General features: G+C 63.8%; 20 protein-coding genes and 1 pseudogene. 15 read left to right on the top strand and 6 right to left on the bottom strand.

Annotated features, from left to right (window positions below; genetic code table 11):
* Positions 1-125: 125 nt before the first annotated feature.
* From X751_RS145940 to X751_RS145965, 6 genes are all read left to right on the top strand, one after another.
* The gene (locus X751_RS145940; protein ID WP_023690024.1) at positions 126-968 is read left to right on the top strand and encodes a glycosyltransferase family 25 protein; all 843 of its coding nucleotides are present in this window, start codon (positions 126-128) and stop codon (positions 966-968) included.
* Positions 969-1,001: 33 nt separating this feature from the next.
* Entirely contained in the window at positions 1,002-3,797 is a 2,796-nt protein-coding gene (locus X751_RS145945; RefSeq protein WP_023715570.1) for a [protein-PII] uridylyltransferase, read from the top strand.
* Between the two features lie 76 nt (positions 3,798-3,873).
* Complete coding sequence (gene murJ, locus X751_RS145950) at positions 3,874-5,481, top strand: murein biosynthesis integral membrane protein MurJ (RefSeq protein WP_023745217.1); 1,608 nt, start codon at positions 3,874-3,876, stop codon at positions 5,479-5,481.
* Positions 5,482-5,653: 172 nt separating this feature from the next.
* Positions 5,654-6,721 carry a tryptophan--tRNA ligase gene (trpS, locus tag X751_RS145955; RefSeq protein ID WP_023745216.1) on the top strand — a complete coding sequence of 356 codons (1,068 nt, stop codon included), beginning with the start codon at positions 5,654-5,656 and terminating at the stop codon, positions 6,719-6,721.
* Between the two features lie 100 nt (positions 6,722-6,821).
* Positions 6,822-7,313 carry a universal stress protein gene (locus tag X751_RS145960; RefSeq protein WP_023672856.1) on the top strand — a complete coding sequence of 164 codons (492 nt, stop codon included), beginning with the start codon at positions 6,822-6,824 and terminating at the stop codon, positions 7,311-7,313.
* Positions 7,314-7,514: 201 nt separating this feature from the next.
* Positions 7,515-8,084 carry a NifU family protein gene (locus X751_RS145965; protein WP_023685140.1) on the top strand — a complete coding sequence of 190 codons (570 nt, stop codon included), beginning with the start codon at positions 7,515-7,517 and terminating at the stop codon, positions 8,082-8,084.
* Positions 8,085-8,266: 182 nt separating this feature from the next.
* On the opposite strand, the gene X751_RS145970 is transcribed toward X751_RS145965, so the two are convergent.
* Positions 8,267-8,884 carry a L,D-transpeptidase gene (locus X751_RS145970; RefSeq protein ID WP_023692663.1) on the bottom strand — a complete coding sequence of 206 codons (618 nt, stop codon included), beginning with the start codon at positions 8,882-8,884 and terminating at the stop codon, positions 8,267-8,269.
* A gap of 238 nt (positions 8,885-9,122) precedes the next feature.
* Between X751_RS145970 and cueR the strand changes: the two genes are divergently transcribed.
* Together cueR and X751_RS145985 are read left to right on the top strand one after the other, a co-directional pair.
* Entirely contained in the window at positions 9,123-9,542 is a 420-nt protein-coding gene (gene cueR / locus X751_RS145975; RefSeq protein ID WP_023703112.1) for a Cu(I)-responsive transcriptional regulator, read from the top strand.
* Between the two features lie 667 nt (positions 9,543-10,209).
* Positions 10,210-10,710 (top strand): MmcB family DNA repair protein, encoded by a 501-nt coding sequence (locus X751_RS145985; RefSeq protein ID WP_023692665.1) that lies wholly within the window; start codon positions 10,210-10,212, stop codon positions 10,708-10,710.
* A gap of 53 nt (positions 10,711-10,763) precedes the next feature.
* Here X751_RS145985 and nhaA read toward each other — a convergent pair whose 3' ends face one another.
* From nhaA to X751_RS146010, 5 genes are all read right to left on the bottom strand, one after another.
* Positions 10,764-11,951 carry a Na+/H+ antiporter NhaA gene (gene nhaA, locus X751_RS145990; protein ID WP_023732524.1) on the bottom strand — a complete coding sequence of 396 codons (1,188 nt, stop codon included), beginning with the start codon at positions 11,949-11,951 and terminating at the stop codon, positions 10,764-10,766.
* Between the two features lie 371 nt (positions 11,952-12,322).
* Positions 12,323-12,886 carry an ActR/PrrA/RegA family redox response regulator transcription factor gene (locus X751_RS145995; protein WP_023672848.1) on the bottom strand — a complete coding sequence of 188 codons (564 nt, stop codon included), beginning with the start codon at positions 12,884-12,886 and terminating at the stop codon, positions 12,323-12,325.
* An 86-nt stretch (positions 12,887-12,972) separates the two neighbouring features.
* The gene (locus X751_RS146000; RefSeq protein WP_023685147.1) at positions 12,973-14,298 is read right to left on the bottom strand and encodes an ActS/PrrB/RegB family redox-sensitive histidine kinase; all 1,326 of its coding nucleotides are present in this window, start codon (positions 14,296-14,298) and stop codon (positions 12,973-12,975) included.
* 32 nt (positions 14,299-14,330) lie between these two features.
* Positions 14,331-16,793, bottom strand: a complete 2,463-nt coding sequence (hrpB, locus tag X751_RS146005; protein ID WP_023745214.1) for an ATP-dependent helicase HrpB — start codon at positions 16,791-16,793, stop codon at positions 14,331-14,333.
* A gap of 41 nt (positions 16,794-16,834) precedes the next feature.
* Entirely contained in the window at positions 16,835-17,725 is an 891-nt protein-coding gene (locus tag X751_RS146010; RefSeq protein ID WP_023684199.1) for a DMT family transporter, read from the bottom strand.
* Positions 17,726-17,751: 26 nt separating this feature from the next.
* Here X751_RS146010 and X751_RS146015 point away from each other — a divergent pair, with 26 nt between their 5' ends.
* The 7 genes and pseudogenes from X751_RS146015 (at position 17,752) to X751_RS146040 (ending at position 24,776) form a co-directional block, all read left to right on the top strand.
* Positions 17,752-18,450: a PIG-L deacetylase family protein gene (locus X751_RS146015; RefSeq protein ID WP_023715560.1), complete on the top strand. Its 699-nt coding sequence runs from the start codon at positions 17,752-17,754 to the stop codon at positions 18,448-18,450.
* Between the two features lie 255 nt (positions 18,451-18,705).
* Positions 18,706-20,113 (top strand): annotated as a pseudogene (locus X751_RS01000000163940) (ABC transporter substrate-binding protein).
* 229 nt (positions 20,114-20,342) lie between these two features.
* The gene (locus X751_RS146020; protein ID WP_031198535.1) at positions 20,343-21,290 is read left to right on the top strand and encodes a sugar ABC transporter permease; all 948 of its coding nucleotides are present in this window, start codon (positions 20,343-20,345) and stop codon (positions 21,288-21,290) included.
* On the top strand, positions 21,287-22,237 hold the full coding sequence (locus tag X751_RS146025) for a carbohydrate ABC transporter permease (RefSeq protein WP_023668775.1): 951 nt from the start codon (positions 21,287-21,289) through the stop codon (positions 22,235-22,237). Before X751_RS146020 ends, X751_RS146025 begins: the two co-directional genes overlap by 4 nt.
* 214 nt (positions 22,238-22,451) lie before the next feature.
* On the top strand, positions 22,452-22,655 hold the full coding sequence (locus X751_RS146030) for a hypothetical protein (RefSeq protein ID WP_023668776.1): 204 nt from the start codon (positions 22,452-22,454) through the stop codon (positions 22,653-22,655).
* Positions 22,656-22,657: 2 nt separating this feature from the next.
* Positions 22,658-23,770: an ABC transporter ATP-binding protein gene (locus X751_RS146035; RefSeq protein ID WP_023707800.1), complete on the top strand. Its 1,113-nt coding sequence runs from the start codon at positions 22,658-22,660 to the stop codon at positions 23,768-23,770.
* Entirely contained in the window at positions 23,763-24,776 is a 1,014-nt protein-coding gene (locus X751_RS146040) for an ABC transporter ATP-binding protein (protein ID WP_023668778.1), read from the top strand. The genes X751_RS146035 and X751_RS146040 overlap by 8 nt, the downstream gene beginning before the upstream one ends.
* The last annotated feature ends 51 nt before the right edge of the window (positions 24,777-24,827 follow it).

Genomic DNA, 24,827 nt, shown 5'->3' with positions numbered 1-24,827 from the left:
GGAAGGTCAAGGGGCGATTTCCACTTTTCGATCGTGGCCGTCATCGCGCACATCGAGGGAAAATCGCTTACGCAACTTTGTTCCCATGCTATGGACGCGCGTCCCACTGCATCGATCCCACCCAAATGAAATGCCTGATTATCAATCTCGATCGGTCCCGCGATCGCCTCGCCCATGTAACGGCGGAGTTCGCGCGCATCGGCATCGCCTTCGAGCGGGTCGCCGCCATCGATGCGCGAGATCGGCCGGATCTGGCCGAAATGCCGCAGGGCAAGAAGCATTTGCGCCTGGCCGACGCCGAGATTGCCTGCCTGCTCAGCCACCAACAGTGTTGGTCGACGATCGCTGCAGGTGAGGATGCTTACGCGGCGATTTTCGAGGACGATGTCGTTTTCCCGGACAAAGCCGGCGCTTTGCTTGCCGATGCGGGCTGGATTCCCGCCGATGCGGACATCGTCAAGTTGGAAACGTTCTTCAACCGGACCGTAATTTCACGCAAGCAAGTTGCCTGCGGCCACGGTTTTTCTGCGAGCAGACTGCACGGGCTCCATATCGGTACGGCGGGATACATCCTGTCCAGACAGGCCGCGCGGGACCTTCTTGCGGCAACGAATGAGATCAGCATTCCCGTCGATCACCTCATCTTCAATCCGCGTTTTGCTACCTCGTCCGACAAGGTCATTTACCAACTCGTCCCAGCATTGTGCCTGCAGGCACAATTCCTCGGCGACAGTCCGGTGAGATTGCCAAGCCTGCTCAAGCAGGAGCGAACAGAGGAATGGGTGGCAAGCGGGATAGGTAAACGGCGCCCCAGGCCAATCACCGCCAAGGTAAGGATCGAGACCAGGCGGTTGACGCGGCAGATCGCCGATCTCTTCCGGCTCCGGCGCGAGATGATCATCCCTTTCTGGTATCGCGGCCGACGCGTCCGTCCGCCCCATACACAGCGCCGTGAAAACGCGCTATAGACGCCGCGCAAAGGCGAGGCCCACCGGCAATCCATGGCAAAAATCTCCCTCAAGCTCGACGCGCTGATCGACAGCGAGGCTTTGCGCCGCGACATGACGGCGCTGATCTCGGCGGCCAGCGGCATCGAGCCCGGCGCGCGCGTCGGTGCGCTCCGGCTGCTGAAGGATCGGCTGACCGAGGGCCGCAAGGTTGCCGAGCGCATGCTGATGGACGATGGCAGCGGCACGGCCTGCGCCGCCCGGCTGTCGCATCTGATGGACGAGATCATCCGCGCCCTCTACGAGTTCGCCGCGACCCACGTCTACCGGGTGAAAAGCCCCTCGACCGCAGAGCGCATGGCGGTCGTCGCCGTCGGCGGCTATGGCCGCGGCACGCTGGCGCCGGGCTCCGACATCGACCTGTTGTTCCTGCTGCCCTACAAGCAGACGCCGTGGGGCGAACAGATCGTCGAATATATGCTCTATATGCTGTGGGACCTCGGGTTGAAGGTTGGCCACGCCACCCGCAACATCGACGAGTGTCTCAGGCTGTCGCGCAGCGATATCACCATCCGCACCACGATCCTGGAAGCGCGGTTCCTGTGGGGCGAACAGAAGCTCTTCGACGAATTGCTCGCTCGCTTCGACCATGAAGTGGTGCGCACCACCGGACCGGAATATGTGCAGGCCAAGCTCGCCGAACGCGACGATCGCCATGCCAAGGCCGGCGAAAGCCGCTATCTGGTCGAGCCCAACGTCAAGGACGGCAAGGGCGGCCTGCGCGATTTGCAGACGCTGTTCTGGATCGCCAAATACTTCTATCGCGTGCGCACCGGCGAGGAATTGGTCGAGAAAGGTGTCTTCACCGAGGCCGAGTACCGCGAATTCCAGAAGGCCGAAGACTTCCTGTGGGCGGTGCGCTGCCACATGCATTTCCTCACCGGCAAGCCAGAGGAACGGCTGCATTTCGATATCCAGCGCGAGATCGCCGAACGGCTGGGCTACACCACCCATCCCGGTCTGTCGGCGGTCGAGCGCTTCATGAAGCATTACTTCCTCGTCGCCAAGGATGTCGGCGACCTCACCCGCATCTTCTGCGCCGCGCTCGAGGAAGAGCAGGCCAAGCATGTGCCCGGCTTCAACCGCATCTTCCTCACCTTCCAGCGCCGCAAGCGCAAGCTGGCAGGCACGTCGGACTTCATTGTCGACAATCACCGCATCAACGTCGCCGACGACAGCGTGTTCGAGCGCGACCCGGTCAATCTGCTCAGGCTGTTCTGGTTCGCCGACAAGCACGGGCTGGAGTTCCATCCCGATGCGCTGAAGCTGCTCACCCGCTCGCTCGGTCTGGTCAACAAGTCGCTGCGGCGCGACGAGGAGGCCAACCGGCTGTTCCTCGACATCCTGACCTCGGACCGCAATGCCGAGCTTAATTTGCGGCGCATGAACGAGGCCGGCCTGCTCGGCAGGCTGATCCCCGATTTCGGCAGAATAGTCGCCATGATGCAGTTCTCGATGTACCACCACTATACGGTGGACGAGCACCTGATCCGCTGCATCGGCGTCTTGGCCGAGATCGAGCGCGGCGACGGCGAAAAGGTGCATCCGCTCTCGCACACGCTGATGCCGGGGCTAGAGAAGAGCCGCGAGGCGCTCTATGTCGCGGTGCTGCTGCACGACATCGCCAAGGGCCGGCCGGAGGATCACTCAGAGGCCGGCGCCCGGATCGCGCGCCGCATCTGCCCGCATATGGGGCTGTCGGCGGCCGACACCGAGACAGTCGCCTGGCTGGTCGAGAACCATCTGGTGATGTCGATGACGGCGCAGACGCGCGACCTCAACGACCGCAAGACGATCGAGGATTTCGCCTCGATCGTGCAATCGGTTGAGCGGCTAAAAATGCTGTTGATCCTGACCGTCTGCGACATCAGGGGTGTCGGGCCGGGCGTGTGGAACGGCTGGAAGGGCCAGCTCCTGCGCACGCTCTACTACGAGACCGAACTGCTTTTGACCGGCGGCTTCTCGGAAGTGTCGCGCGCCAAGCGGACGGCGGCGGCGCGCGAGCGGCTGGCCGAGGCGCTGGCCGATTGGCCGGACAAGGCCCGCAAGCGCTATGTCGGCCTGCATTACGAGAACTATCTGCTGACGGTCGACCTCCCCGATCAGCTGCGCCATGCCGAATTCATTCGCGAAGCCGACGCGGCAGGCAAGAAGCTCGCCACCGTGGTCAGGACCCACCAATTCGAGGCGGTGACCGAGATCACCGTGCTGGCGCAGGACCATCCGCGCCTGCTTTCGGTTATTGCCGGCGCCTGTGCCGGCGCCGGCGGCAACATCGTCGACGCGCAGATCTTCACCACGTCCGACGGCCGCGCGCTGGACATCATCCTGATCTCACGGGAATTCGACCGCGATGAGGATGAGCGCCGTCGCGCCGAGCGCGTCGGCCGGCTGATCGAGGACGTGCTGTCGGGCAAGAGCTGGCTGCCGGAGATGATCGAGAAGCGCACCCGGCCGCGGCGCGGCGCCAAGGTGTTCAAGATTCCGCCGCGCGCCGAAATCCGCAACACGCTGTCGAACCGGTTTTCGGTGATCGAGGTCGAGGGACTGGACCGGCCTGGGCTGTTGTCGGAAATCACCAGTGCGTTGTCCGATCTCTCGCTCGACATCGCCTCGGCTCACATCACCACCTTCGGCGAGAAGGTGATCGACACTTTCTATGTCACCGACCTTACGGGGCAGAAGATCGACAACCCAGCACGCACCGCCACCATCCACGCCAGGCTGATCGCGGCGCTTGAAGGCGTTGTCCCAGAGCGCGGCGGCAAGGCCAAGGCGGCGGCCGAGTGACCATCACTTTGTCCCAATCACCCCCTTTGTCCCAATCATCCCCTTTGTCCCAATCATCCAGGCAATCTCCCCGCGCATGAGCCTCGTCAAGAAATTCGCCACGGTTGCGTCCGGCACGCTGATGAGCCGCGCCCTTGGCTTTGGCCGCGAGATGCTGATGGCTGCCGCACTCGGCACCGGGCCGGTGGCGGACGCCTTCAACGCCGCCTTCCAGTTTCCAAACACGTTTCGCCGGCTGTTTGCCGAAGGCGCCTTCAACGCCGCCTTCGTGCCGCTGTTTGCCAAGGAGATCGAGACCCACGGCACCGACGGCGCCAAGCGCTTTTCGGAGGAAGTGTTCGGCGTCCTGTTCACCGCACTTCTGGCGCTGACCATCGTCATGGAATTGGCGATGCCGCTGATCGTGCGCTATCTCGTGGCGCCGGGTTTTGCCGACACGCCGGGCAAATTCGAGACGACCGTCCTGCTGGCGACGATCATGTTCCCGTATCTCATCTGCATGTCGCTCGCAGCGATGATGGCCGGCATGCTGAATTCGCTGCGCCGCTATTTCGCGGCTGCCGTGGCGCCGGCTTTCCTCAACATCATCCTGATCAGCGTGCTCGGCTACGCCTGGTACCACGGCATGGATGCCCGTGAGGTCGGTTTCAGCCTGTCCTGGGGCGTGCTGGCGGCGGGGCTGGTGCAGCTTGCCATCGTCTGGGTGGCGGTGCGCAATGCCGGCATCGCCATCGGCTTTCGCCGGCCGAAGATGACGCCCAACGTCAAGCGCCTGCTGATCCTGGCGCTGCCGGCGGCGATCACCGGCGGCATCACCCAGATCAACCAGCTGATCGGCACGGCGATCGCGTCGGCGCAGGACAGCGCCGTGTCCTCGCTTGCTTACGCCGACCGCATCTACCAGCTGCCGCTCGGCGTCGTCGGCGTCGCGGTGGCCATCGTGCTGTTGCCGGAGCTGTCGCGGGCGCTGAAATCGGGCAATCTGGTCGAGGCGGCCAATCTGCAGAACCGCTCGGTCGAGTTCACCCTGTTCATGACCTTGCCGGCGGCGGCGGCACTGTGGGTGATGGCGGAGCCGATCGTGCGGCTGGTCTATGAGCGCGGCGCCTTCGCCGCCAACGGCTCGACGCCGACAGTGGCCGCAATCCTGGCGATCTTTGGCCTCGGCCTGCCGGCCTTCGTGCTGATCAAGGCTTTCACTCCCGGCTATTTCGCCCGCGAGGACACGCGCACGCCGATGATGTTCGCCGCCATCTCGGTCGGCGTGAACGTGATCACCGCGCTGACGCTGTTCCCGAAAATGGGCGCGCCCGGCATTGCGGTGGCCTCGGCCGTGGCCGGCTGGGTCAACGCTGTGATGCTGCTCGCCGTGCTGATCCGACGCGGCCATTGGGGCCGCGACGTGCCATTGCTGAAGCGCATTCCGCGCCTGGTGCTGTCGGCTGCGGTGATGGCGGTGGCGCTCTATTTCGCCGAGCACTGGCTGGCCGTCAGGCTCGGCCCCGGCTCGCCACTGGTGATCAAGGCCGTGACGCTTCTCTCATTGGTAGCCGGCGGGGCGCTGCTCTACTTCGTCACGGCTTTCGCCACCGGCGGCGCCGATTTCGGAATGATCCGGCGCAATGTGAAACGCGGCTCGGGCAAGGCAGCGGCGCCCGCGCCAAAGGCCGATCTGGACGAATAGTCCGGGCGAGCTAACAGCAACACCGGTCTTGATCCTCTCCGCCCCTTCGTCCATAAGCGCGCCGTCGCAAGACTTTCGCCGCGCGTGGTTTCCAGCCGCGTGATTGGCTCCGAAAAGTCTGCAACTTTTCGGAATCACGCTTATACGGCCCTCCACAAGCCATGAGGAACCCATGACCGCCTTCAAACAGCTCGTCTTTTCCGGGGTACAGCCGACCGGCAATCTGCATCTCGGCAACTATCTCGGCGCCATCAAGAAATTCGTCGCCCTGCAGGACACGTCAGACTGCATCTATTGCGTCGTCGACCTGCATTCGCTGACGGCACAACTCGTCCATGACGACCTCGCCGACCAGACCCGCTCGATTACCGCGGCCTTCCTTGCCTCCGGCATCGACCCGAAGAAGCACATCGTCTTCAACCAGTCGCGGGTGATGCAGCATGCCGAGCTTGCCTGGATCTTCAATTGCGTGGCGCGCATCGGCTGGATGAACAAGATGACGCAGTTTAAGGACAAGGCCGGCAAGGACCGCGAGAACGCCTCGCTGGGCCTGCTTGCCTATCCCTCGCTGATGGCGGCCGACATCCTGCTCTACCGCGCGACCCATGTGCCGGTGGGCGAGGACCAAAAGCAGCATCTGGAGCTGACCCGCGACATCGCGCAAAAGTTCAATAATGATTTTTCGAGCCGCATCGCCAGTCTTGGCGTCGGCGTCGAGATGCAGGTTGGCGAGGAGACGGTAAACGGGTTCTTCCCGATAACCGAACCGGTGATCGGCGGGCCGGCGGCGCGCATCATGAGCCTGCGCGACGGTTCGAAGAAAATGTCGAAGTCGGACCCGTCCGACCTGTCGCGCATCAATTTGACCGACGATGCCGACACCATCTCGAAGAAGATCCGCAAGGCCAAGACCGACCCGGAAGCGTTGCCAAGCGAAGCCGACGGACTGGAAAGCCGCCCGGAAGCGGAAAACCTGGTCGGCATCTATGCCGGGCTGGCCGAGATGTCGAAGGCGGACGTGCTGAAGGAATTCGGCGGCCAGCAGTTTTCCGTGTTCAAGCCGGCGCTTGCCGACCTTGCCGTGGAAAAACTGGCGCCGATCGCCGGCGAGATGCGCCGTATCGAGGGCGACCGCGCCTATGTCGACGCGGTGCTGAGAGAGGGCGGCGAACGCGCCGGCGCGCTGGCTGAGACCACGATGAAGACGGTACGCGACATTATCGGCCTGTTGCAGGGCTGATCCTACCGTCAGTGCACCGCACCATTCTGGCCCAAGGCCGGCGGCTTGCCGCCGGTCTGTCGCGGTGGCAGATTGCGGCCGAAACACCGAGTAGATAGACATGGTCTCCAAACGCCTCAGTCGCGAAGCCGGCCATCGCAGGAAATTCCTGACGATCATCGACGACACGCCCGAGTGCGAGCGCGCCGTCGCCTACGCCTCCAAGCGGGCGCAGAGCACCAGCGGCACGCTGGTGCTGCTCTACATCATCACACCGGACGACTTTCAGCACTGGCTGGGCGTCGAGAAGATCATGCGCGAGGAAGCCAACGCCACGGCGCGCGCGGCACTCGACGGCTACGCCAACAAGGTGCGCCAGAAGCTCGGCATCGAGCCCGAGATGGTGGTGCGCGAAGGCAAGCCGACCGAAGAGATCCACAAGCTGATCGAGGAAGACCAGGACATCGCCATCCTGGTGCTGGCGGCAGGTGCCGGCAAGGAAGGACCCGGGCCGCTGGTCGGGGCTGTTGCCGGCAAGGGCGCCGCCTTCCCTATTCCGGTCACAGTGGTGCCGCAGAACCTGTCCGACGAGGAGATCGACAGCCTCGCATAGAGAGTGATGCCGGAAAGTGTGAAGCGGTTCGGATAACATCACGATCCTGGATTTATAGCCCGCGCGGGATTCCTTCCCAGCCAGCAAAAACATTCCGCCAGCCAGCCATTTTGAGCGATGCGTTTCGCTTGAATGTACAGCCGATTGAGCCTATTTAGAACTATTCCAAACTAGCTGCCCGACTGGGGCACGGAGACGGCCATGTTCATCCAGACCGAATCGACGCCGAACCCGGCAACGCTGAAGTTCCTGCCCGGCAAGGAAGTGCTTGTCGAAGGCACCGCCGATTTCCGCGACGCCGACAGTGCAGCCAGCGCCTCGCCGCTGGCCGGCCGCCTGTTCGAGATCCCCGGCGTGACCGGCGTCTTCTTCGGCTATGACTTCATCACCGTGACCAAGGACGGCCCGGACTGGCAGCACCTGAAGCCGGCCATCCTCGGCGCCATCATGGAGCATTTCATGTCGGGCGCGCCCGTCATGGTCAACGCCGGCCCCGCCGCCGAGACCAGCCAGACCGGCGAATTCTACGACAAGGCCGATGAGCAACTGGTCATCACCATCAAGGAATTGCTCGACACCAGGGTGCGCCCGGCGGTTGCCCAGGATGGCGGCGACATCACCTTCCGCGGCTTCGAGAACGGCACCGTGTTCCTGCACATGAAGGGCGCCTGCGCCGGCTGCCCGTCCTCGACGGCGACGCTGAAGCACGGCATCCAGAACCTGCTCCGCCACTTCGTGCCGGAAGTACAGCAGGTCGAGCAGGTCTCCTAAGACCCCTTCACGCATTCGAGCGAGCAACAAAAAACCGGGCCAGATTGCCCGGTTTTCTGTTTTGGACGTCCGTTGTTGCCTAGACGGTCCGCGTACGAAGGGTAACGCCTATCTTGACCATGATCTTCCCGAAAACCGGTTCCACTTTTCGCTTTCGTGGACCTCGGTTCCGGATCAAGGTCCTACATCACGATGACCTTGGCGCCGACCGACGTGCGGTCGTAGAGGTCGATGATGTCCTGGTTCATCAGCCGGATGCAGCCTGACGACATCGCCTTGCCGATCGAATTCCATTCCGGACTGCCGTGCAGGCGGTAGCCCATGTCGCCGCCCTTGTTGAACAGATACATGGCGCGCGCGCCGAGCGGGTTCTTCAAGCCCGGCTCCATGCCGCTCGCGAACTTCGCGAGCTCCGGCTGGCGCTGGATCATCTGCCGCGGCGGCGTCCAGGTAGGCCATTCGCGCTTCAGCGCGATATGGGCGGTGCCGTGCCATTCAAAGCCTTCGCGGCCGACGCCGATCCCGTAGCGGATCGCCCGGCCGTCGCCTTCGACGAAGTAGAGAAACTTGTTCTGAGTATCGACGACAATGGTGCCCGGCTTTTCCGAGGTGTCGTAGTTTACCTCTTGCCGGTGGTACTTCAGCGGCACCCTCTCGATCGGGATGCGCGGCAGTTGGTAGCCTGCATCGTTCACCGAACCGTAGTTGTTGGTGAACAGCTGCGAGCCGATCGTGCTGCAACCCGAGATCGCGGCCGACAACGCAAGTGCGGCGACGATTGCAAATGACTTCATGCGCATGAAATGGTCCGATGCCCCGCCAAGATGTCGCGACACGTTACGGCCGCTTTTCCTGAAATCATTCATGCTGGCATTTGCTTTGCTTGCCAAGCGCGCGATGCCTATATGCAGGAGCTTACGTGCCGGTAAGCCGTCAACTATGGCATTTCGGCAACAGGACTCACGGGATTGTGAAGGAAAAACAATGGTCGGTCCTGTCGGATAGCCTAGAATCAGGGAACCACATCGAGGAATCACAATGAATGTAGGCGACGCCGCGGCGCGGTCCGGCCTGCCGGCCAAGACCATCCGCTACTATGAAGAGATCGGCCTGATCGCCCCGGCGCGCGCCGGCAATGGCTACCGCGATTATTCCAGCGACGACATTCATCGGCTGGCCTTCCTGCGCCGCGCTCGCAACCTCGGCTTTTCAATCGACGATTGCCGCCAGTTGATGGCGCTCTACCGCGATCGCAGCCGCGCCAGCCACGATGTGCGCGAGATTGCCGCCGCCCATGTGAGCGCCATCGAGGAAAAGGTGCGCGAGCTGCAATCGATGCGCACGACCTTGCAGACGCTGATCCAGGCCTGCCATGGTGACGACCGGCCGGATTGCCCGATTTTGGATGACATTGCGGGGGCTGCGCTGCTCGAGAACAGGCCGGCTTCGGCCATATAGGTAGTATCTCGACTGACTAAAATACGGGAACGTCCAAGGGACAAGAACGGAACCAAAGCGGTTACATCAGACCTTTGCGCTCCCGGCGCAAGACTTTAGTCCGGCCGCCTTATAGCTAAGAACGGAAGTTGATCGGCGGACGCAGGGGCGTTCCGGAGCAATACCAGACCGCGCCGATACAGATATGGTGCGATCGCGGAAGGCGCTCGGATCAAGTCGTAGCCTCAGTTCTGTCAACCGTATAATTGCCGCCATTCCCCTACGGCTGGGTAGCGCTCGTGAGCAGTGGGTCATCTAGCTCTGCCTTTGTCTTCAGGACGGCATCAACGAGGGAACCGAACTCCTCGAGCTGAATGTGTAACTATCCTGGACCGCTCCCCCATATGGCTGAGGCGGAAGCGTACGAATTTCCGGTTTTCGGCTGAGATGCGCTTCACCAGAAACATGAATGAATAGGGACCCGCGATCGCTGAGTACCGGCGCAACTCTTCGGTCGCGGGGAAAAGCCGGTTGATGAATCCCAAAAACCCCATGGTGTCTCCCCTCGTGCCAAGGACCGTGCTTCTTATCATTGCGAGAGAAAATTCGCCTATGGGTTTGTCAACCATACGATCGCCATGGTCACACAGGGTTCAAACCGTGAACAAAATCTGGCATGGTGGGTGCCATGCCGATCATTTCGCCGATTCCCCTCAATCCCCTCATCGACGGCCGCCAGTCCGAACGCGCCATGCTGGTGCGGCGCGGCGTGCAGAGGCTGTTGATGCAAATGGGCATGCATGTGCTGCCCGAACTGTCGCTGGCCACCGGGCGGCGCGCCGACCTTGTGGCGCTGACCCGGCAGGGCGATATCTGGATCATCGAGGTCAAATCCTCGATCGAGGATTTCCGCGTCGACCGCAAATGGCCTGACTACCGGCTGCACTCCGACCGCTTCTTCTTCGCCACCCATCCGGGCGTGCCATCGGAGATCTTCCCCGAGGAATGCGGCTTCATCCTCTCCGACGGCTACGGCGCCGAGATTCTGCGCGATGCGCCCGAGCACCGGATGGCGGCGGCAACGCGCAAGGCGCTGATGCTGCGCATCGCACGGGCGGGTGCGGCGCGGCTGCTGGCGGCGGAACTGGCGGGGGTGGCGGTGCCGGCGCTGGCGGGAGAGAGCGAGTAGACGAAGCTCAAGTTCCTCGCCCCGCTTTGCGGGGGCGAGGAACCCAAGAACACCTACTCCACCACCTCCTCCACCCCTGCCGCCGGCGCCATCAGGAGCACGGCGGCACCCAGCAGCGCTGCAACGAAGGACCCCGCCAGGATGCCGACCTTGACGGCGTCCTGCAGCGCCATGTCGTTGGCGAAGGCGAGCAGGCCGATGAACAGGCTCATGGTGAAGCCGATGCCGCAGAGCAGCGAAATGCCGATCATGTGCAGCCAGCCGGCATTGACCGGCAGGTCGGCGAAGCCGAGCCGGATCGCCAGCGCCGAGGAGCCGAAGACGCCGGCCAGCTTGCCCAGCACCAGGCCGGCGGCAACGCCGAGCGTCAGCGGCTCGACCAGGGCAGAGGCGCTGAGGCCGGCCAGCGACACGCCGGCATTGGCAAAGCCGAAAATCGGGATGACGAAGAACGGCACGATCTTGTGCAGGCCGTGCTCCAACCGGTGCAGCGGCGAATGGTCGAGATCGTGCCCGCTGCCGGGAGAAGTTTTCAGCGGAATGGTGAGCGCCAGCGCCACGCCGGCCAGCGTCGCATGCACACCCGATTTCAGCACGAGCACCCACAGCACGGCGCCGAGCACGAGGTAAGGCGTCAGCCTCGTCACCCGCATGCGGTTGAGCACGATGAGCACCGCGATGACGGCGAAGGCCGCACCGAGATAGGCCAGCGACAGGCCGCTTGTGTAGAAGATGGCGATGATGATGACGGCGCCGAGATCGTCGATGATGGCGAGCGCGGTGAGAAATATCTTGAGCGACGCCGGCACGCGGTTGCCGAGCAGCGACAGTACGCCGAGCGCAAAGGCGATATCGGTGGCGGTCGGGATCGCCCAGCCGGAGAGCGCGGCGGCGTTGTTGCGGTTGATGGCGACATAGACCAGCGCGGGAACCAGCATGCCGCCGGCGGCGGCGACGCCCGGCAGCACGCGGCGCGGCCAGGTCGAGAGCTGACCGTCGAGCATCTCGCGCTTGATCTCGAGGCCGACCAGCAGGAAGAACACCGCCATCAGCCCATCATTGATCCAGTGCGACACGCTGAGCGGGCCGAGATAGGCGTGGAGAGCGGCGAAATAGGTTTCGGCCAATGGTGAATTGGCGACGATCAGCGCAAGGGCTGCCGCAACCATCAGGATGATGCCGCCCGCCGCCTCGCCATCGAGGAATTCGCGAAGGATGGATTTCGGCTGCTTGTCGCGCATCTGTGCTCCGTTGCCGGGTTTTCCGGCGGCGTTGTTGCCGATGATGGGCAAAGGTCGATGGCACGGCAAGCGCAACTGTTTCCAGCGTTGGCGCCGCCCCTCATTGTCCTGCCGGACGTTCGTCATTCGAAAAGCCAAGCAGTTGGCTTTTCGTCCGCTTCGCGGACCATTCCTCAACTCCCCACATAGCGACGGGGAGAAAGAGGCAGCTTCAGCCTCGCCGTCGTCTCCTGCAACGCCGGCGATTGGCGAAACCGGCGATGAGAGCGCCCCTCTCCCCCGTCTCTATACGGGGAGAGGATGCCGGCAGGCAGGTGAGGGGCAGCGCTGAGGTTCGGCAATTGGCCGCCGGCGCCACCGGCGCGTGAACCTCAGCGTGGTGCGCGCTTGGCGAGTATGCGCTGCAGCGTGCGGCGATGCATGTTGAGCCGGCGCGCGGTTTCCGACACGTTGCGGTCGCACATTTCGTAGACGCGCTGGATGTGTTCCCAGCGCACGCGGTCGGCCGACATCGGATTTTCCGGGGGGGCGGCGCGCTCGCCGGCGGTGCGGGTGAGCGCTGCAAACACGTCGTCGGCGTCAGCCGGCTTCGACAGATAGTCGATGGCGCCGAGCTTCACCGCGGTCACCGCGGTGGCAATGTTGCCGTAGCCGGTGAGGATGACGGTGCGGGCATCGTCGCGCTTCTCGCGGATGGCGGCGACGACGTCGAGGCCGTTGCCGTCGCCAAGCCGCATGTCGACCACCGCATAGGCCGGCGGGTGGGCGCGCGCCTTGGCCACTGCCTCCTCAACGCTCTCGGCCGTCTCGACCACGAAACCCCTGGTTTCCATGGCGCGGGCCAGCCGCGTCAGGAACGGCTTGTCGTCGTCGACGATGAGCAGCGAGGTGTCCTCGCCTTCGACCATTGCGCCAATTGCTTCTTCGCCAGTCATTATCTCAAAAAATCCTGCTGCCTTAATTTTACGCAGATATAGTTCCTGAACGCCATTGTCCAATTTTGCCGCCTCCGCCAAGGCTTTTACGCGGTGTCGAACATCGAGATCCCCACCGATTCCGGGTTGAGGAAGACCGTGCGCGGCCACGATATCTGCACGATCGCGCCTTCGCCCAGTCCGCTCGAATTGCGGAAATCGAGCGTGGCGCCGGAGCGTTCGAGCAAGGTCTTGGCGATGAACAGCCCGAGACCCAGGCCACCGCCGGCCTCGTTGCCCTGGCGTGTCGACATATAGGGCTCGCCGATGCGATCGATGATTTCGGGCGGAAAGCCCGGCCCGTCGTCGATGATCGAGAAGGTGACGTCGAGCTCGTCCCAGCTCCAGCGCACGGTGACGGTCTTGCGGGCGAAGTCGACGGCGTTCTCGACCAGATTGCCGAGGCCGTAGATGACGCCGGGGTTGCGCCGTCCCACCGGTTCGGGGCCGACGCGCTCGCCCGGCCGAAGCTTGATCGAGATGCCGAAATCGCGGTGCGGCGCCGTCACCTCCTCGACCAGCGAGGTCAGCGGCAGACGCGACAGATGCGCCTCGCCCTCGGAGGACAGGCTGGTCAGCCGCTTCAGGATCTCGCGGCAGCGCTCGCTCTGCGACCGCAACAGCTTCACATCCTCACCATATTTCGGATCGTTACCCAGCGCCTTCTCCATTTCCTTGGAGACAAGGGCGATGGTGGCGAGCGGCGTGCCGAGTTCGTGCGCGGCGGCGGCGGCGAGGCCATCGAGCGCCGACAGATGCTGCTCGCGCTGCAACACCAGTTCGGTGGCGGCAAGCGCATTGGCGAGCAGGCGAGCTTCCTCGGCGACGCGGAAGGCATAGATGGCGGTGAAGGCGATCGAGGAAAACACCGCCATCCATATCCCGGCGACATAGATGAACGGCATGGGCAGCGGCGCGCCCTCATACCATGGCAGCGGCTGGTGGAAGAAGACCAGCAACGTGGCCGCCGCCATGACCAGCGCGCCGAGCACCGCAGTCAGCCGGAGCGGCAGCGACGCCGCCGAGATGACGACGGGCACGGTCATCAGCACCGAGAACGGGTTGGTGAGGCCGCCGGTCAAATAGAGCAGGCCGGCAAGCTGCAGGCTGTCGAAGGTCAGGATGAAAAAGGCTGAGAACGGGGTCAGCCGGTGCGCTGCCGGATAGCGGAAGGTCAGCACCAGGTTGAGCCAGGCCGAGCAGGCGACCAGCGCGAAGCAGAGGCTGACCGGCAGCGGGAATTTGAGCCCATAGGCGACGACCAGCACCGTCAGGCTCTGGCCGACAATGGCCAGCCAGCGCAGCCGGATCAGCGTGTTGAGGCGCAGCCGCTGGCTTTGCTGGAAGTCTGGCGCGTGCAGGATGTTGATCATGGCCAAGGATTATAGCCGGGAAAGGACGAGCGCTAGGTCCCTCGCGGTTTGGCGCGGGCGGTGGCCGCAGCGAGCAGCGGATTTTCCGGCCAGACATGGCGGGGATAGCGGCCGCGCATGTCGGTGCGCACATCGGCCCAGGAGCCGCGCCAGAAGCCAGGCAAGTCACGCGTCGTCTGGATCGGCCGGTGCGCCGGCGACAACAGCTCAAGCGTTAGCGGCACGGTGCCGTTGGCGATTGCCGGATGGCGGTCAAGGCCGAACAGTTCCTGCACGCGGATCGCCAGCACCGGCCATTCGCCGTCATAGCGGATCGGCACATGGCTGCCGGACGGCGCGTCGAAATGGGTCGGCGCCAGTGTGCCGATCTTGCGCTGCAAATCATGCGGCACCAGCGCCATCAGGCCTGACGACAGCACGCCGGGTTCGATGGCGGCGAAGGACGCCTTGCCCGACAGGAACGGCAGCAGCCAGTCGTCGAGGCGTTCGAGCAGGGCGGCTTCCGAAACATCGGGCCAAGGCGCGCCGAGGCCGCGATGCAGCCAGCCAAGCCGTTGGCGCAGCGTCTCGCCGTCCTTGCCCCATTCCAGCAGCGACAGGCCGTGCTCGCGCAAGGCATCCAGGATGGCGCGGTCGGCGTCTGTTCCAGTTGGTGCGGGCAGCATGCGCTCCGACAAAGTGATGGCGCCGAGCCTGGCGGTCTCGCGCACGCGCACCGCGCGCCGCTCGCGGTCGAAGCTTGTCTCGCGGCGAGTCTCGATCCTGTCGGAGAGTGCGGCGCGGATGTCGGCCTCGTCGACGGCTGCCGCCGCCGTGATGCGGGCATTTTGCGCCTTGCCTTGCAGATCGGCGACGACCAGCCAGGTCTCACCGGCCAGCGGATCGGCGGCGTCGAGCATGGCGCCGGAGCCGTTGGCGAGCACGAAACGCCCGCGCTCGCCGCGCGCTCTGGCGACACGGTCCGGCCAGGCGTGGATGAGGAGAAGACCGGCAGAAGCGGTTTCGCTGCTCTTGGCGCCGCCCGCCTGCTTCGCCAATCGCCCGGCAAGCTGCCTTGCCGCAACGGCGCGCGGTGACTTTTCCGTGCGGAAGCGCATCAGGCGCCGTTCGAGGTCGGCGCCGTCGCCGCCAAGGCCACGCTCGGTGAGCAGGACGGCTAGCATCGCAGCTTCGAGCGCGTGGCCGCCGCCAGCGGCTTCAGCGACCATGTGTGCGAGCCGCACGGGCAGCGCCAGCTTGCGCATCGCGCCGCCTGCCTCCGTCAGCCGTCCGGCCGCGTCGATGGCGTGCAGCGCCGTGAGCAGCGCCCGCGCCTCGTTAAGCGCGGGAATGGGCGGCGGATCGAGGAAGGAGAGACTTGCGGGATCGGCGACGCCGAAGGCGGCGCAATCGAGCAGCAACCCGGACAGATCGGCTTCCAGAATCTCGGGCGGGGTGAACGCGGGAAGGGCCGCCGTCTGCTCGGCCCGCCACAGCCGAATGGCGACACCTGGCTGCGTGCGTCCGGCGCGACCGGCGCGTTGATCGGCCGACGCCCTGGAAACACGCACCGTCTCCAGCCGGGTCAGGCCGCTCGCCGGCTCGTAGCGCGGCAGCCGCGACAGGCCGGAATCGATGACGACGCGCACGCCGTCGATGGTAATCGAGGTCTCGGCGATCGACGTCGCCAGCACCACCTTGCGGCGACCGGGCGGCGCCGGCTTGATCGCGGCGTCCTGCGCCGTGTTGTCGAGCTGGCCGTAGAGCGGCACGATGTCGGTGTCGGCGCCGAGGCGGCCCTGCAGCCGCTCGGCGGTGCGCTCGATCTCGCGCTGGCCGGGCAGGAAGGCGAGCACGCTGCCGCTCTCCTCGGCAAGGGTGGAGCGGATAGCCTTGGCCATGGCGTCTTCGACGGGAACGCCGGCCGGCCGTTCGTCGTATCTGACATCGACGGGGAACGCACGGCCTTGGCTTTCGATCACCGGGGCGCCGGACAGGAGTTTCGCGACGCGCGCGCCATCGAGCGTTGCCGACATCACCAGCAGCCGCAAATCCGGCCGCAGCGCGCCCTGCACGTCGAGCGCCAGCGCCAGGCCGAAATCGCCGTCGAGCGAGCGCTCGTGGAATTCGTCGAAAATCACCGCCGAGACGCCGGGCAACTCCGGATCGTCGAGGATCATGCGCGCCAGCACGCCTTCGGTAACGACGAGAATTCTGGTCCGTGCCGACGTGCGGTTTTCCATGCGCAGGGCATAGCCGACGGTGGCGCCGGGCTCTTCGCCAAGCAATTCCGCCATGCGGCGGGCGGCGGCGCGGGCGGCGAGGCGGCGCGGTTCGAGCAGGACGATCTTGCCGGCGACCAGCCAGGGCGCATCGAGCAGCGCCAGCGGCACCAGCGTCGTCTTGCCGGCGCCGGGCGGCGCCACCAGGACGGCGCTGTTGCCGGAGCCGAGCGCCTGGCTCAGGGCCGGCAGCACGGCGGATACCGGAAGCTCCGGCAAGGATCTCGTCGTCATTGCGTCCGCATATCAGCGGTCACTATGGCCATGCAACCGGATCAAAGCCTCGTGCGCGCAAACGGGTTCCAGCGCACCGTGCCCAGCCGCACCTCCTCGCGCACCATGGTGAGCAGGCCGGACGCGCCAACGACGGCCAAGCCGACCAGCGATATCCAGTCCGGATACTCCTGGAAGAACAACGCACCGAGGATCACCGCCCAGACGATCTGCGAATAATGCGTCGGCGCGATGCGGTTGGCCGGTGCGTGTTTGGCGGCCAGCAGCTGCAGCAATTGGCCGCCGGCGGTAAAGGCGCCGCCCAGCACCAGCCACAGCAGCTGCATGGCGTTGGGGAGGGTGAACGATGTGGCGATGGTGCCGGCCCCGTTGAACAGCAGCCCGTAACCGATGAGCACGCCGAGCATGGTGGTGCGCTTTTCCTGCTGGGCGAGCGACCGCATCAGGATGACGCTCGCCGCGGCAAGGAAGGCCACCGTGAAGGCGGCAAGGTGTCCGAGATGCAACTCGCGAAAACCTGGCCGCACCACCAGCATGACACCTGCAAAGCCGGCAACCACCGCCAGCCAGCGCCATGGACCGACCTTTTCTTTCAGGATGACGGTCGAGAGAATGGTAACGCAAAGCGGCGCCAGGAAGATCAGTGCATAGGTCTCGGCCAGCGGAATGGTGGTGAAGGCGTAGACGCTGAGCACGCCCGAGGCGATGCCGGCCCAGGCGCGGGCCTGCACCGCCCATGGCCGCCCGGTGCGCCAGAAGTCGCGCCAGCGCTCATCGACTGGGCGGCTGAAAAACAGGAAGCAGCCGGCAAACAGCGTGATGAAGAAGCCGATCTCGAAGACGGTGAACTGTCCGCCAAGGCTCTTGATAACGGCATCGCTGCACGAATAGCTTGCATAGGCGATGAGGGCGAGCAGGATTCCGTTCGTCACGTTTTTCCATTTCCGGGGAGAGTGCAGTGAAGGTATTGGCGCTCGGCGCGCATCCCGACGACATCGAGATATTCATGTTCGGTACGCTGGCTGCCTATGCCACGCAAGGCGCAGAACTGACTTTTGCCGTGGCCACGGATGGCGCCAGGGGCGGCATGGGCGACCCGAGCGTTTTGGCTCGTGTCCGCCGCGACGAGGCGGCGGCCGCTGCGGCGCTGCTCGGCGCAACCCTTCGCTTTCTCGACTTTCCCGACGGCGAACTGGTGGCTGATGCGGCACTGATCGCTTCGCTGAAAGCGCTGATACGCGAGACCGCGGCGGATCTGGTTATCACGCATGCCCCCAACGACTATCACGCCGACCATCGTGCTTTGTCGGACGGCGTGCGCATCGCGGCCTCGTTCGGCGTCCCCGTGCTGCATGCCGACACGATGGGCGGCACCGGCTTTGCGCCGACGCATTACGTCGACATTTCCGCCTACGGCGATATCAAGACGCAGGCGATCCGAGCGCACCAGTCGCAGTGGCCGGAGCAATATGTCGACAGAGCGCGCGTCCAGAATGAGTTTCGCGCCGGGCAATGCAACAGCGTTCCCGGCTCCCTGGCCGAGGCCTTCCGATTCGAGCCGACATTTCCCTTCGCCGACATCCGCGCGCTGCTGCCGCCCGCGCCCCCTGTTCGGCCGGTGACGCCGCAGACGAAAATTATAGGCGACCCCGGCTAAGCAACTTCCGGGCGAGCCGTCCGGCAATCATTTCCCAACGATTTCAATCGCCGTTTCGCCATGTTGCGGCGCAGCGACGAATTCGCTTGCCTTGTTTAGTAAAAATTGCATCACTAAACAAATTACTAAACATCTGCGACGCACCGCGCCGCCCTGGCGACGCATAGCGCGCCGTGTTTAGCCCCTCGGAGGAGCGAGGGTTGAGGGGTTCTTGAAACGGCCATCCGGGCGCGTTTCGCAAATGGGGAGGAAGGCATGAAATCGAGCTTGAAACTGGCGTTGGGACTGACCTCGGCGATTACCGCGTCGACAGCCGTCTCGAACGTTGCGCACGCTGAAGACCTGACGCTTTGCTGGGCCGCCTGGGATCCGGCAAACGCGCTGGTCGAACTGTCCAAGGATTTTACCAAGGAAACCGGCATCGGCATGAAATTCGAATTCGTGCCGTGGACCAACTATGCCGACCGCTTCCTCAACGAGCTCAACTCGCACGGCAAACTGTGCGACCTGATCATCGGCGACAGCCAGTGGATCGGCGGCTCGGCCGAGAACGGCCACTACGTCAAGCTGAACGACTTCTTCGACAAGGAGAAGATCAGCATGGACGACTTTGTGCCGGCAACAGTCGTCGGCTATTCCGAATGGCCGAAGAACACGCCGAATTACTGGGCGCTGCCGGCCATGGGCGACGTCGTCGGCTGGACCTACCGCAAGGATTGGTTCTCCAAGCCGGAGCTGCAAAAGGAATTCAAGGAAAAATATGGCTGGGATCTCGGCCCGCCGACCACCTTCGACCAACTGAAGCAGGTCGCCGAGTTCTTCCAGAAGCGCGAGATCGACGGCAAGACCGTCTATGGCGCTTCGATCTACACCGAGCGTGGCTCGGAAGGCATCACCATGGGCGCCATGGACGTGCTCTACAGCTACGGCTTCCAGTATGAAAACCCCAAGAAGCCCTACGAGATGGAAGGCTTCGTCAATTCGCCAGACGCGGTCAAAGGCCTGGAGTTCTACAAGTCGCTCTACGATTGCTGCACGCCTCCGGGTGCCTCGAACAGCTATATGGGCGAAGGCGTCGACGCCTTCAAATCCGGTCAGGTGGCCATGCACATGAACTTCGCCTTCACCTGGCCCGGCCTGCAGAAGGACGAGAATGTCGGCGGTGATAAGATCGGCTACTTCGTCAATCCGAAGGGTCCCGGCGGTGCCCAGTTTGCGCAGCTTGGCGGCCAGGGCATTTCGGTCGTGTCCTATTCAGACAAGCAGGAATCGGCGCTGAAATACATCAAGTGGTTCGCCAACAAGGATGTACAGGCCAAATGGTGGTCGCTCGGCGGCTATTCCTGCCTGAACGCGGTGGTCAAGGACCCGGCCTTCCCGTCCAGCCAGCCCTATGCANTGGTCGCTCGGCGGCTATTCCTGCCTGAACGCGGTGGTCAAGGACCCGGCCTTCCCGTCCAGCCAGCCCTATGCACAGACCTTCCTCGACTCGATGGCGATCGTGAAGGACTTCTGGGCCGAGCCGAGCTACGCACCGCTGCTGCAGGCGTCGCAGAAGCGCTTCCACGACTATGTCGTTGCCGGCCAGGGTTCGGCCAAGGACGCGCTTGACGGCCTGGTCAAGGACTGGACGCAAGTGTTCCAGGACGACGGCAAGATGTAACCGGACCAACGGCTCCTCCCGAGCCTGACCCCAGAGGCGGATGATTTTCAGGCCGAATCGATCAGAAATCATCCGCCTCAGGGCTAAAAAGAGAGAGAGCATGATGTCGTCCGAAAACCGCTTCACACTTTTCGGCATCATGCTCTTGGTCCCGTGCTGCCCTTGGCACGGGACGCAGTTCAGATAAATTCCAGTGTCGAGACTTGACGTGACCGAAGCAGGACTCACCATGCTCAATCGGACTGCGGAGAACGTTGCCCGGGCGACCCCGGAGCCGTTGGCCCGCAAGGTCCGGGGGATCAGCGACAAGGGCCTCGCCTGGCTGTTCATCTCGCCGACGATCCTGTTGCTCTTGGCCATCAACATCTTCCCGCTGTTCTGGGCGATCTACCTGTCCTTCACCAACTTCCGCGCGAACCGCCCGAACGAGGTGGTGAAAAACCTCGGCTTCGCCAATTACCAGCGCATCCTCGGCGACCAGGACATCTGGATCGCCATGCAGACGACGGCGCATTTCGTGTTCTGGACGATCCTGCTGCAGACGCTGATCGGTTTCACGCTGGCATGGCTGATCGACAGGAAGTTTCGCGGCCACGCCTTCTGGACGACCATCATCCTGGTGCCGATGATGCTGTCGCCGGCGGTGGTCGGCAATTTCTGGCGTTTCCTCTACGAGCCGCAGATCGGCCTGTTCGCCTACGCCATCTCGTTCGTCACCCGGATACCACCGACCGACATCCAGATGCTGTCCAACGTGTCGCTGGCGCCGTGGTCGATCATCATCGTCGACACCTGGATGTGGACGCCCTATGTTATGCTGATCTGTCTCGCCGGCCTGCGCTCCATCCCCGAATACATCTATGAAGCCGCCGAGGTCGACCGCGCGTCCAACTGGCGGCAGTTCTGGTCGATCACGCTGCCGATGGCGCTGCCCTTCATCATGCTGGCGGTGCTGTTTCGCGGCATCGAGAACTTCAAGATGTTCGACATGGTCAACCTGCTGACCGGTGGCGGGCCGGGCTCGACCACCGAGGTCGCCTCGATCACGCTGAAGCGGCAGGCCTTCGAGAGCTGGCGCACCGGATATTCCTCGGCCTTCGCCATCATCCTGTTCGTCGCGGTGTTTGGGCTGGCCAACATCTACGTCAAGGCGCTGAACAAGGTGAAGCAGAGATGAGCCTGACCACCGCCCACTCCGTCGTCGCCCCCTCGGCCAATTCGAAGCGGATCGCCGGCACGATCATCGTGCTCTACGCGCTGATCTCGATCGTGCCGTTGCTGTGGATCTTCGCCACCAGCTTCAAGACGCCGCCGGATTCGATCGCCTATCCGCCCAAGATTCTGTTCCAGCCGAGCATCGAGGGCTATTGCAACCTGTTCACGACGCGCACCAGGCAAACGGCCGAGTATATCAACTCGCTCGGACCCGCGACCGGTTTCTGCGACGAGACCTCGCGCAAGCGCAACATGGTGATTGCCGGCCCGTCCAACTTCCTGCCGCGCTTCGTCAACTCACTGATCATCGCCTTCGGTTCCACCTTCTGCGCCGTATTCCTCGGCACGCTTTCGGCCTACGGTTTCTCGCGCTTCAAGGTGCCGCTGGCCGATGACCTTCTGTTCTTCATCCTGTCGACGCGCTTCATGCCACCGATCGCGGTCGCGATTCCCATCTACCTGATGTACCGCGAGCTCGGCCTGTCCGACACCGCGCTCGGCATGATCCTGCTCTACACCGCGGTCAACGTGTCGCTCGCGGTGTGGCTGCTGAAAGGCTTCATCGACGAGATCCCGCGCGAGTATGAAGAAGCGGCGATGATCGACGGCTATACCAGGCTGCAGGCCTTCTGGCGCACCGTGCTGCCGCAAGCGACTACCGGCATCGCCGCGACCGCCATCTTCTGCCTGATCTTCGCCTGGAACGAATATGCGTTCGCCGCACTCCTGACCTCCGGCACCGCGCAGACCGCGCCGCCCTTCATCCCGACCATCATCGGCGAAGGCGGCCAGGACTGGCCGGCGGTGGCGGCCGGCACGACCATCTTCCTGGTGCCGATCCTGGTCTTCACCATCCTGCTTCGCAAACAATTGCTGCGCGGCATCACTTTTGGGGCGGTGCGCAAATGATTGGTGTGCCAGGTCGACCCCCACTCCGTCGAGCTTCGCTCGACACCTCTCCCCCGATCGACGGGGTAGAGGAAGGACGCGAACTTCATTCAGCCAGGCTCCCTTCCTCTCCCTCCGGAGGGGGGAGAGGTGGCGCTGCGAAGCAGCGACGGAGTGGGGGAACCACCTGGCAACCGTCTCGCCCCGTTGCCGGGCAGAAGGAAGGAAGCTGCGCATGACGCGCCCAGCCATCTCCAAAAAGTCATCCTGGCCTCGCTGGGCCCGGCGCGGCCTGATGGAAAACATCGCCACGACGCTGATCGCCATTGGATTCCTGATGCTGTTCCAGCCCTTCGCGCTGGCGCTCTACACCTACTCCTTCATCACCATGCTCGCCGGCACGGTGATGTTCATCATCGTCTCGAAGTTCCCGGAATAATCATGGCCGAAATCCGCGTCCAACATTTGAGAAAGGCCTTCGGCGATTTCGTCGCGGTGCAGGATTCCAGCTTCGTCGTCGAAGATGGTGAGTTCTTCGTCATGCTTGGTCCCTCGGGCTGCGGCAAGACGACGACGCTGCGCATGGTCGCCGGCCTCGAATTGCCGACCGGCGGCCAGATCCTGCTCGGCGGCGAGGACGTCACCATGCGCCGGGCGCGCGAACGCGACATCGCCTTCGTCTTCCAGCTGTTCGCGCTCTATCCGCATATGAACGTGCGCAAGAACATCGGCTTCCCGCTTCTCGCGCAAGGCATGCCCTCGGCCGAGATTCGAAGCCGTGTCGAGGAAACGGCGAAGCTGCTGCGCATCGACCATCTGCTCAACAAATCGGTCTCGGGCCTTGCCGGCGGTGACCGCCAGCGCGTGGCGCTCGGTCGCGCCATCGTGCGACGGCCAAAATGCTTCCTGATGGACGAGCCGCTCGGCACGCTCGACACCGAATTCCGCGATCTGATGGTGCATGAGCTGCGCGAGCTGCACAACCGCATCCACGCCACCACCGTCTATGTCACGCACGACCAGATGGAAGCGATGTCGATGGCCGACAAGATCGCCGTGATGAACCATGGCGTTATCGAACAGTTCGGCAGCCCGCGCGAAATCTACGACCGCCCGGCAACCATGTTCGTCGCCGACTTCATCGGCTCGCCGCCGATGAATTTCCTGGGCTTCGGTGGCGGGCTGGCGAAGGGGGCGAAGGAAATCGTCGTCCAGGGCGCCAAGGTGGCGGTGCCGGAAGTGCGCGAGGAAATTGCGCCCGCCGACATGGCGCTCGGCATCCGTCCCGAGCACATCCGTTTCGACGATGCGTCGAAACTGCGCGGCACCATCTACGGCACCGAATATCTCGGCACGACGCAGATCGTGGCGGTGGAGACGGCGGACGGCATCATCAAGGCGCGGGTGCCGGCCGAAATCCGGCTCGCTGCCGGCGATCATGTCGGGCTGACGTTGAACAGCGCGCGGCTGTCGCTGTTCGACAAGGGCTCGGGTCGGGCGGTGCGCACCGCGATCCACGATACCGCCTCTCAAGGGAGAGCGCAGCATGGCTGACGTGCACATCAAGGGCGTGACCAAAAGCTTCGGCGACCATGTCGCCGTCGATGGCCTCGACCTTAACATCGCCGATGGCGAATTCGTCGTGCTGCTCGGCCCGACCGGCGCCGGCAAGACGACGACGCTGAGATTGATCGCCGGACTGGAGCGGCCGGATGGCGGCACGATCCATATTGGCGGCCACGATGCGACGACGCTGTCGCCGGCCGAGCGCGACACCGCTTTCGTCTTCCAGCAATATTCGCTCTACCCGCATCTGTCAGTCTACGACAACCTCGCCTTCCCGCTGCGCTCGCCGGCGCGGAAAGTACCGGAGGACCAGATTCGCCGCCGCGTCGAAGAGGTGGCAAAGATGGTGCGCATCCACCACAAGCTCGCCAACCGCTCGACCAAGCTGTCGGGCGGCGAGATGCAGCGCGTCGCCATCGGCCGAGCGTTGGTGCGCAAACCGTCGATCTATCTGATGGACGAACCGCTGTCGTCGCTGGATGCCAAATTGCGCGCCGATCTCAGGCTCGAACTCAAGCGCATCCAAGCCGAGCTCGGCGCCACCATGCTCTATGTCACGCACGACCAGATCGAGGCGATGACCATGGCGGACCGCATCGGCATCCTCAACAATGGTGTGCTGGTGCAGATCGGCACGCCGCGCACCATCTATTCCGAGCCGGCAAACCTTCATGTCGCCGCACGGCTCGGCCAGCCGGCGATCAATCTGCTGCCAGCGGGACTGCTGCCTGATGGTGGGGCGCCGACCGGAACCAAGACCATCGGCGCGCGCACCGAGCATCTGTCGATCGAGAAGACCGCAAACGGCCATGCCGACGGCGTCGTCGACTGGGTCGAACATCTCGGGGACCAGAACCATCTGCATGTTACGGTCGGCCCGAAGAAACTGGTGACGCTCACCGACCCCGATACGGATCTGGCCGAGGGCGACAAAGTGGTGATCCGCTACCGCTCGCCACTTTATTTCGGCGCCGACGGGCAAAGACTGATGTGAGGTTTTCGGTGTCTCGCCAAGGGCACGGCACCGGCTTCTGATTGACGAATA

This window comes from Mesorhizobium sp. LNJC394B00 (assembly GCF_000502555.1).
Classification (GTDB): domain Bacteria; phylum Pseudomonadota; class Alphaproteobacteria; order Rhizobiales; family Rhizobiaceae; genus Mesorhizobium.
This window is presented reverse-complemented; position numbering and strand designations above follow the sequence as displayed.

Bases quoted from the DNA above. Each gene is read 5' to 3' on its own strand.
- trpS (WP_023745216.1), top strand. From the start codon at position 5,654: ATGACCGCCTTCAAACAGCTCGTCTTTTCCGGGGTACAGCCGACCGGC.
- X751_RS146030 (WP_023668776.1), top strand. From the start codon at position 22,452: ATGACGCGCCCAGCCATCTCCAAAAAGTCATCCTGGCCTCGCTGGGCC.
- X751_RS146025 (WP_023668775.1), top strand. From the start codon at position 21,287: ATGAGCCTGACCACCGCCCACTCCGTCGTCGCCCCCTCGGCCAATTCG.
- nhaA (WP_023732524.1), bottom strand. From the start codon at position 11,951: ATGCGCGACAAGCAGCCGAAATCCATCCTTCGCGAATTCCTCGATGGC.
- murJ (WP_023745217.1), top strand. From the start codon at position 3,874: ATGAGCCTCGTCAAGAAATTCGCCACGGTTGCGTCCGGCACGCTGATG.
- X751_RS146040 (WP_023668778.1), top strand. From the start codon at position 23,763: ATGGCTGACGTGCACATCAAGGGCGTGACCAAAAGCTTCGGCGACCAT.
- X751_RS145945 (WP_023715570.1), top strand. From the start codon at position 1,002: ATGGCAAAAATCTCCCTCAAGCTCGACGCGCTGATCGACAGCGAGGCT.
- hrpB (WP_023745214.1), bottom strand. From the start codon at position 16,793: ATGACGACGAGATCCTTGCCGGAGCTTCCGGTATCCGCCGTGCTGCCG.
- X751_RS145940 (WP_023690024.1), top strand. From the start codon at position 126: ATGAAATGCCTGATTATCAATCTCGATCGGTCCCGCGATCGCCTCGCC.
- X751_RS146000 (WP_023685147.1), bottom strand. From the start codon at position 14,298: ATGATCAACATCCTGCACGCGCCAGACTTCCAGCAAAGCCAGCGGCTG.
- X751_RS145965 (WP_023685140.1), top strand. From the start codon at position 7,515: ATGTTCATCCAGACCGAATCGACGCCGAACCCGGCAACGCTGAAGTTC.
- X751_RS146035 (WP_023707800.1), top strand. From the start codon at position 22,658: ATGGCCGAAATCCGCGTCCAACATTTGAGAAAGGCCTTCGGCGATTTC.
- X751_RS145970 (WP_023692663.1), bottom strand. From the start codon at position 8,884: ATGCGCATGAAGTCATTTGCAATCGTCGCCGCACTTGCGTTGTCGGCC.
- X751_RS146020 (WP_031198535.1), top strand. From the start codon at position 20,343: ATGCTCAATCGGACTGCGGAGAACGTTGCCCGGGCGACCCCGGAGCCG.
- X751_RS145960 (WP_023672856.1), top strand. From the start codon at position 6,822: ATGGTCTCCAAACGCCTCAGTCGCGAAGCCGGCCATCGCAGGAAATTC.
- cueR (WP_023703112.1), top strand. From the start codon at position 9,123: ATGAATGTAGGCGACGCCGCGGCGCGGTCCGGCCTGCCGGCCAAGACC.
- X751_RS145995 (WP_023672848.1), bottom strand. From the start codon at position 12,886: ATGACTGGCGAAGAAGCAATTGGCGCAATGGTCGAAGGCGAGGACACC.
- X751_RS145985 (WP_023692665.1), top strand. From the start codon at position 10,210: ATGCCGATCATTTCGCCGATTCCCCTCAATCCCCTCATCGACGGCCGC.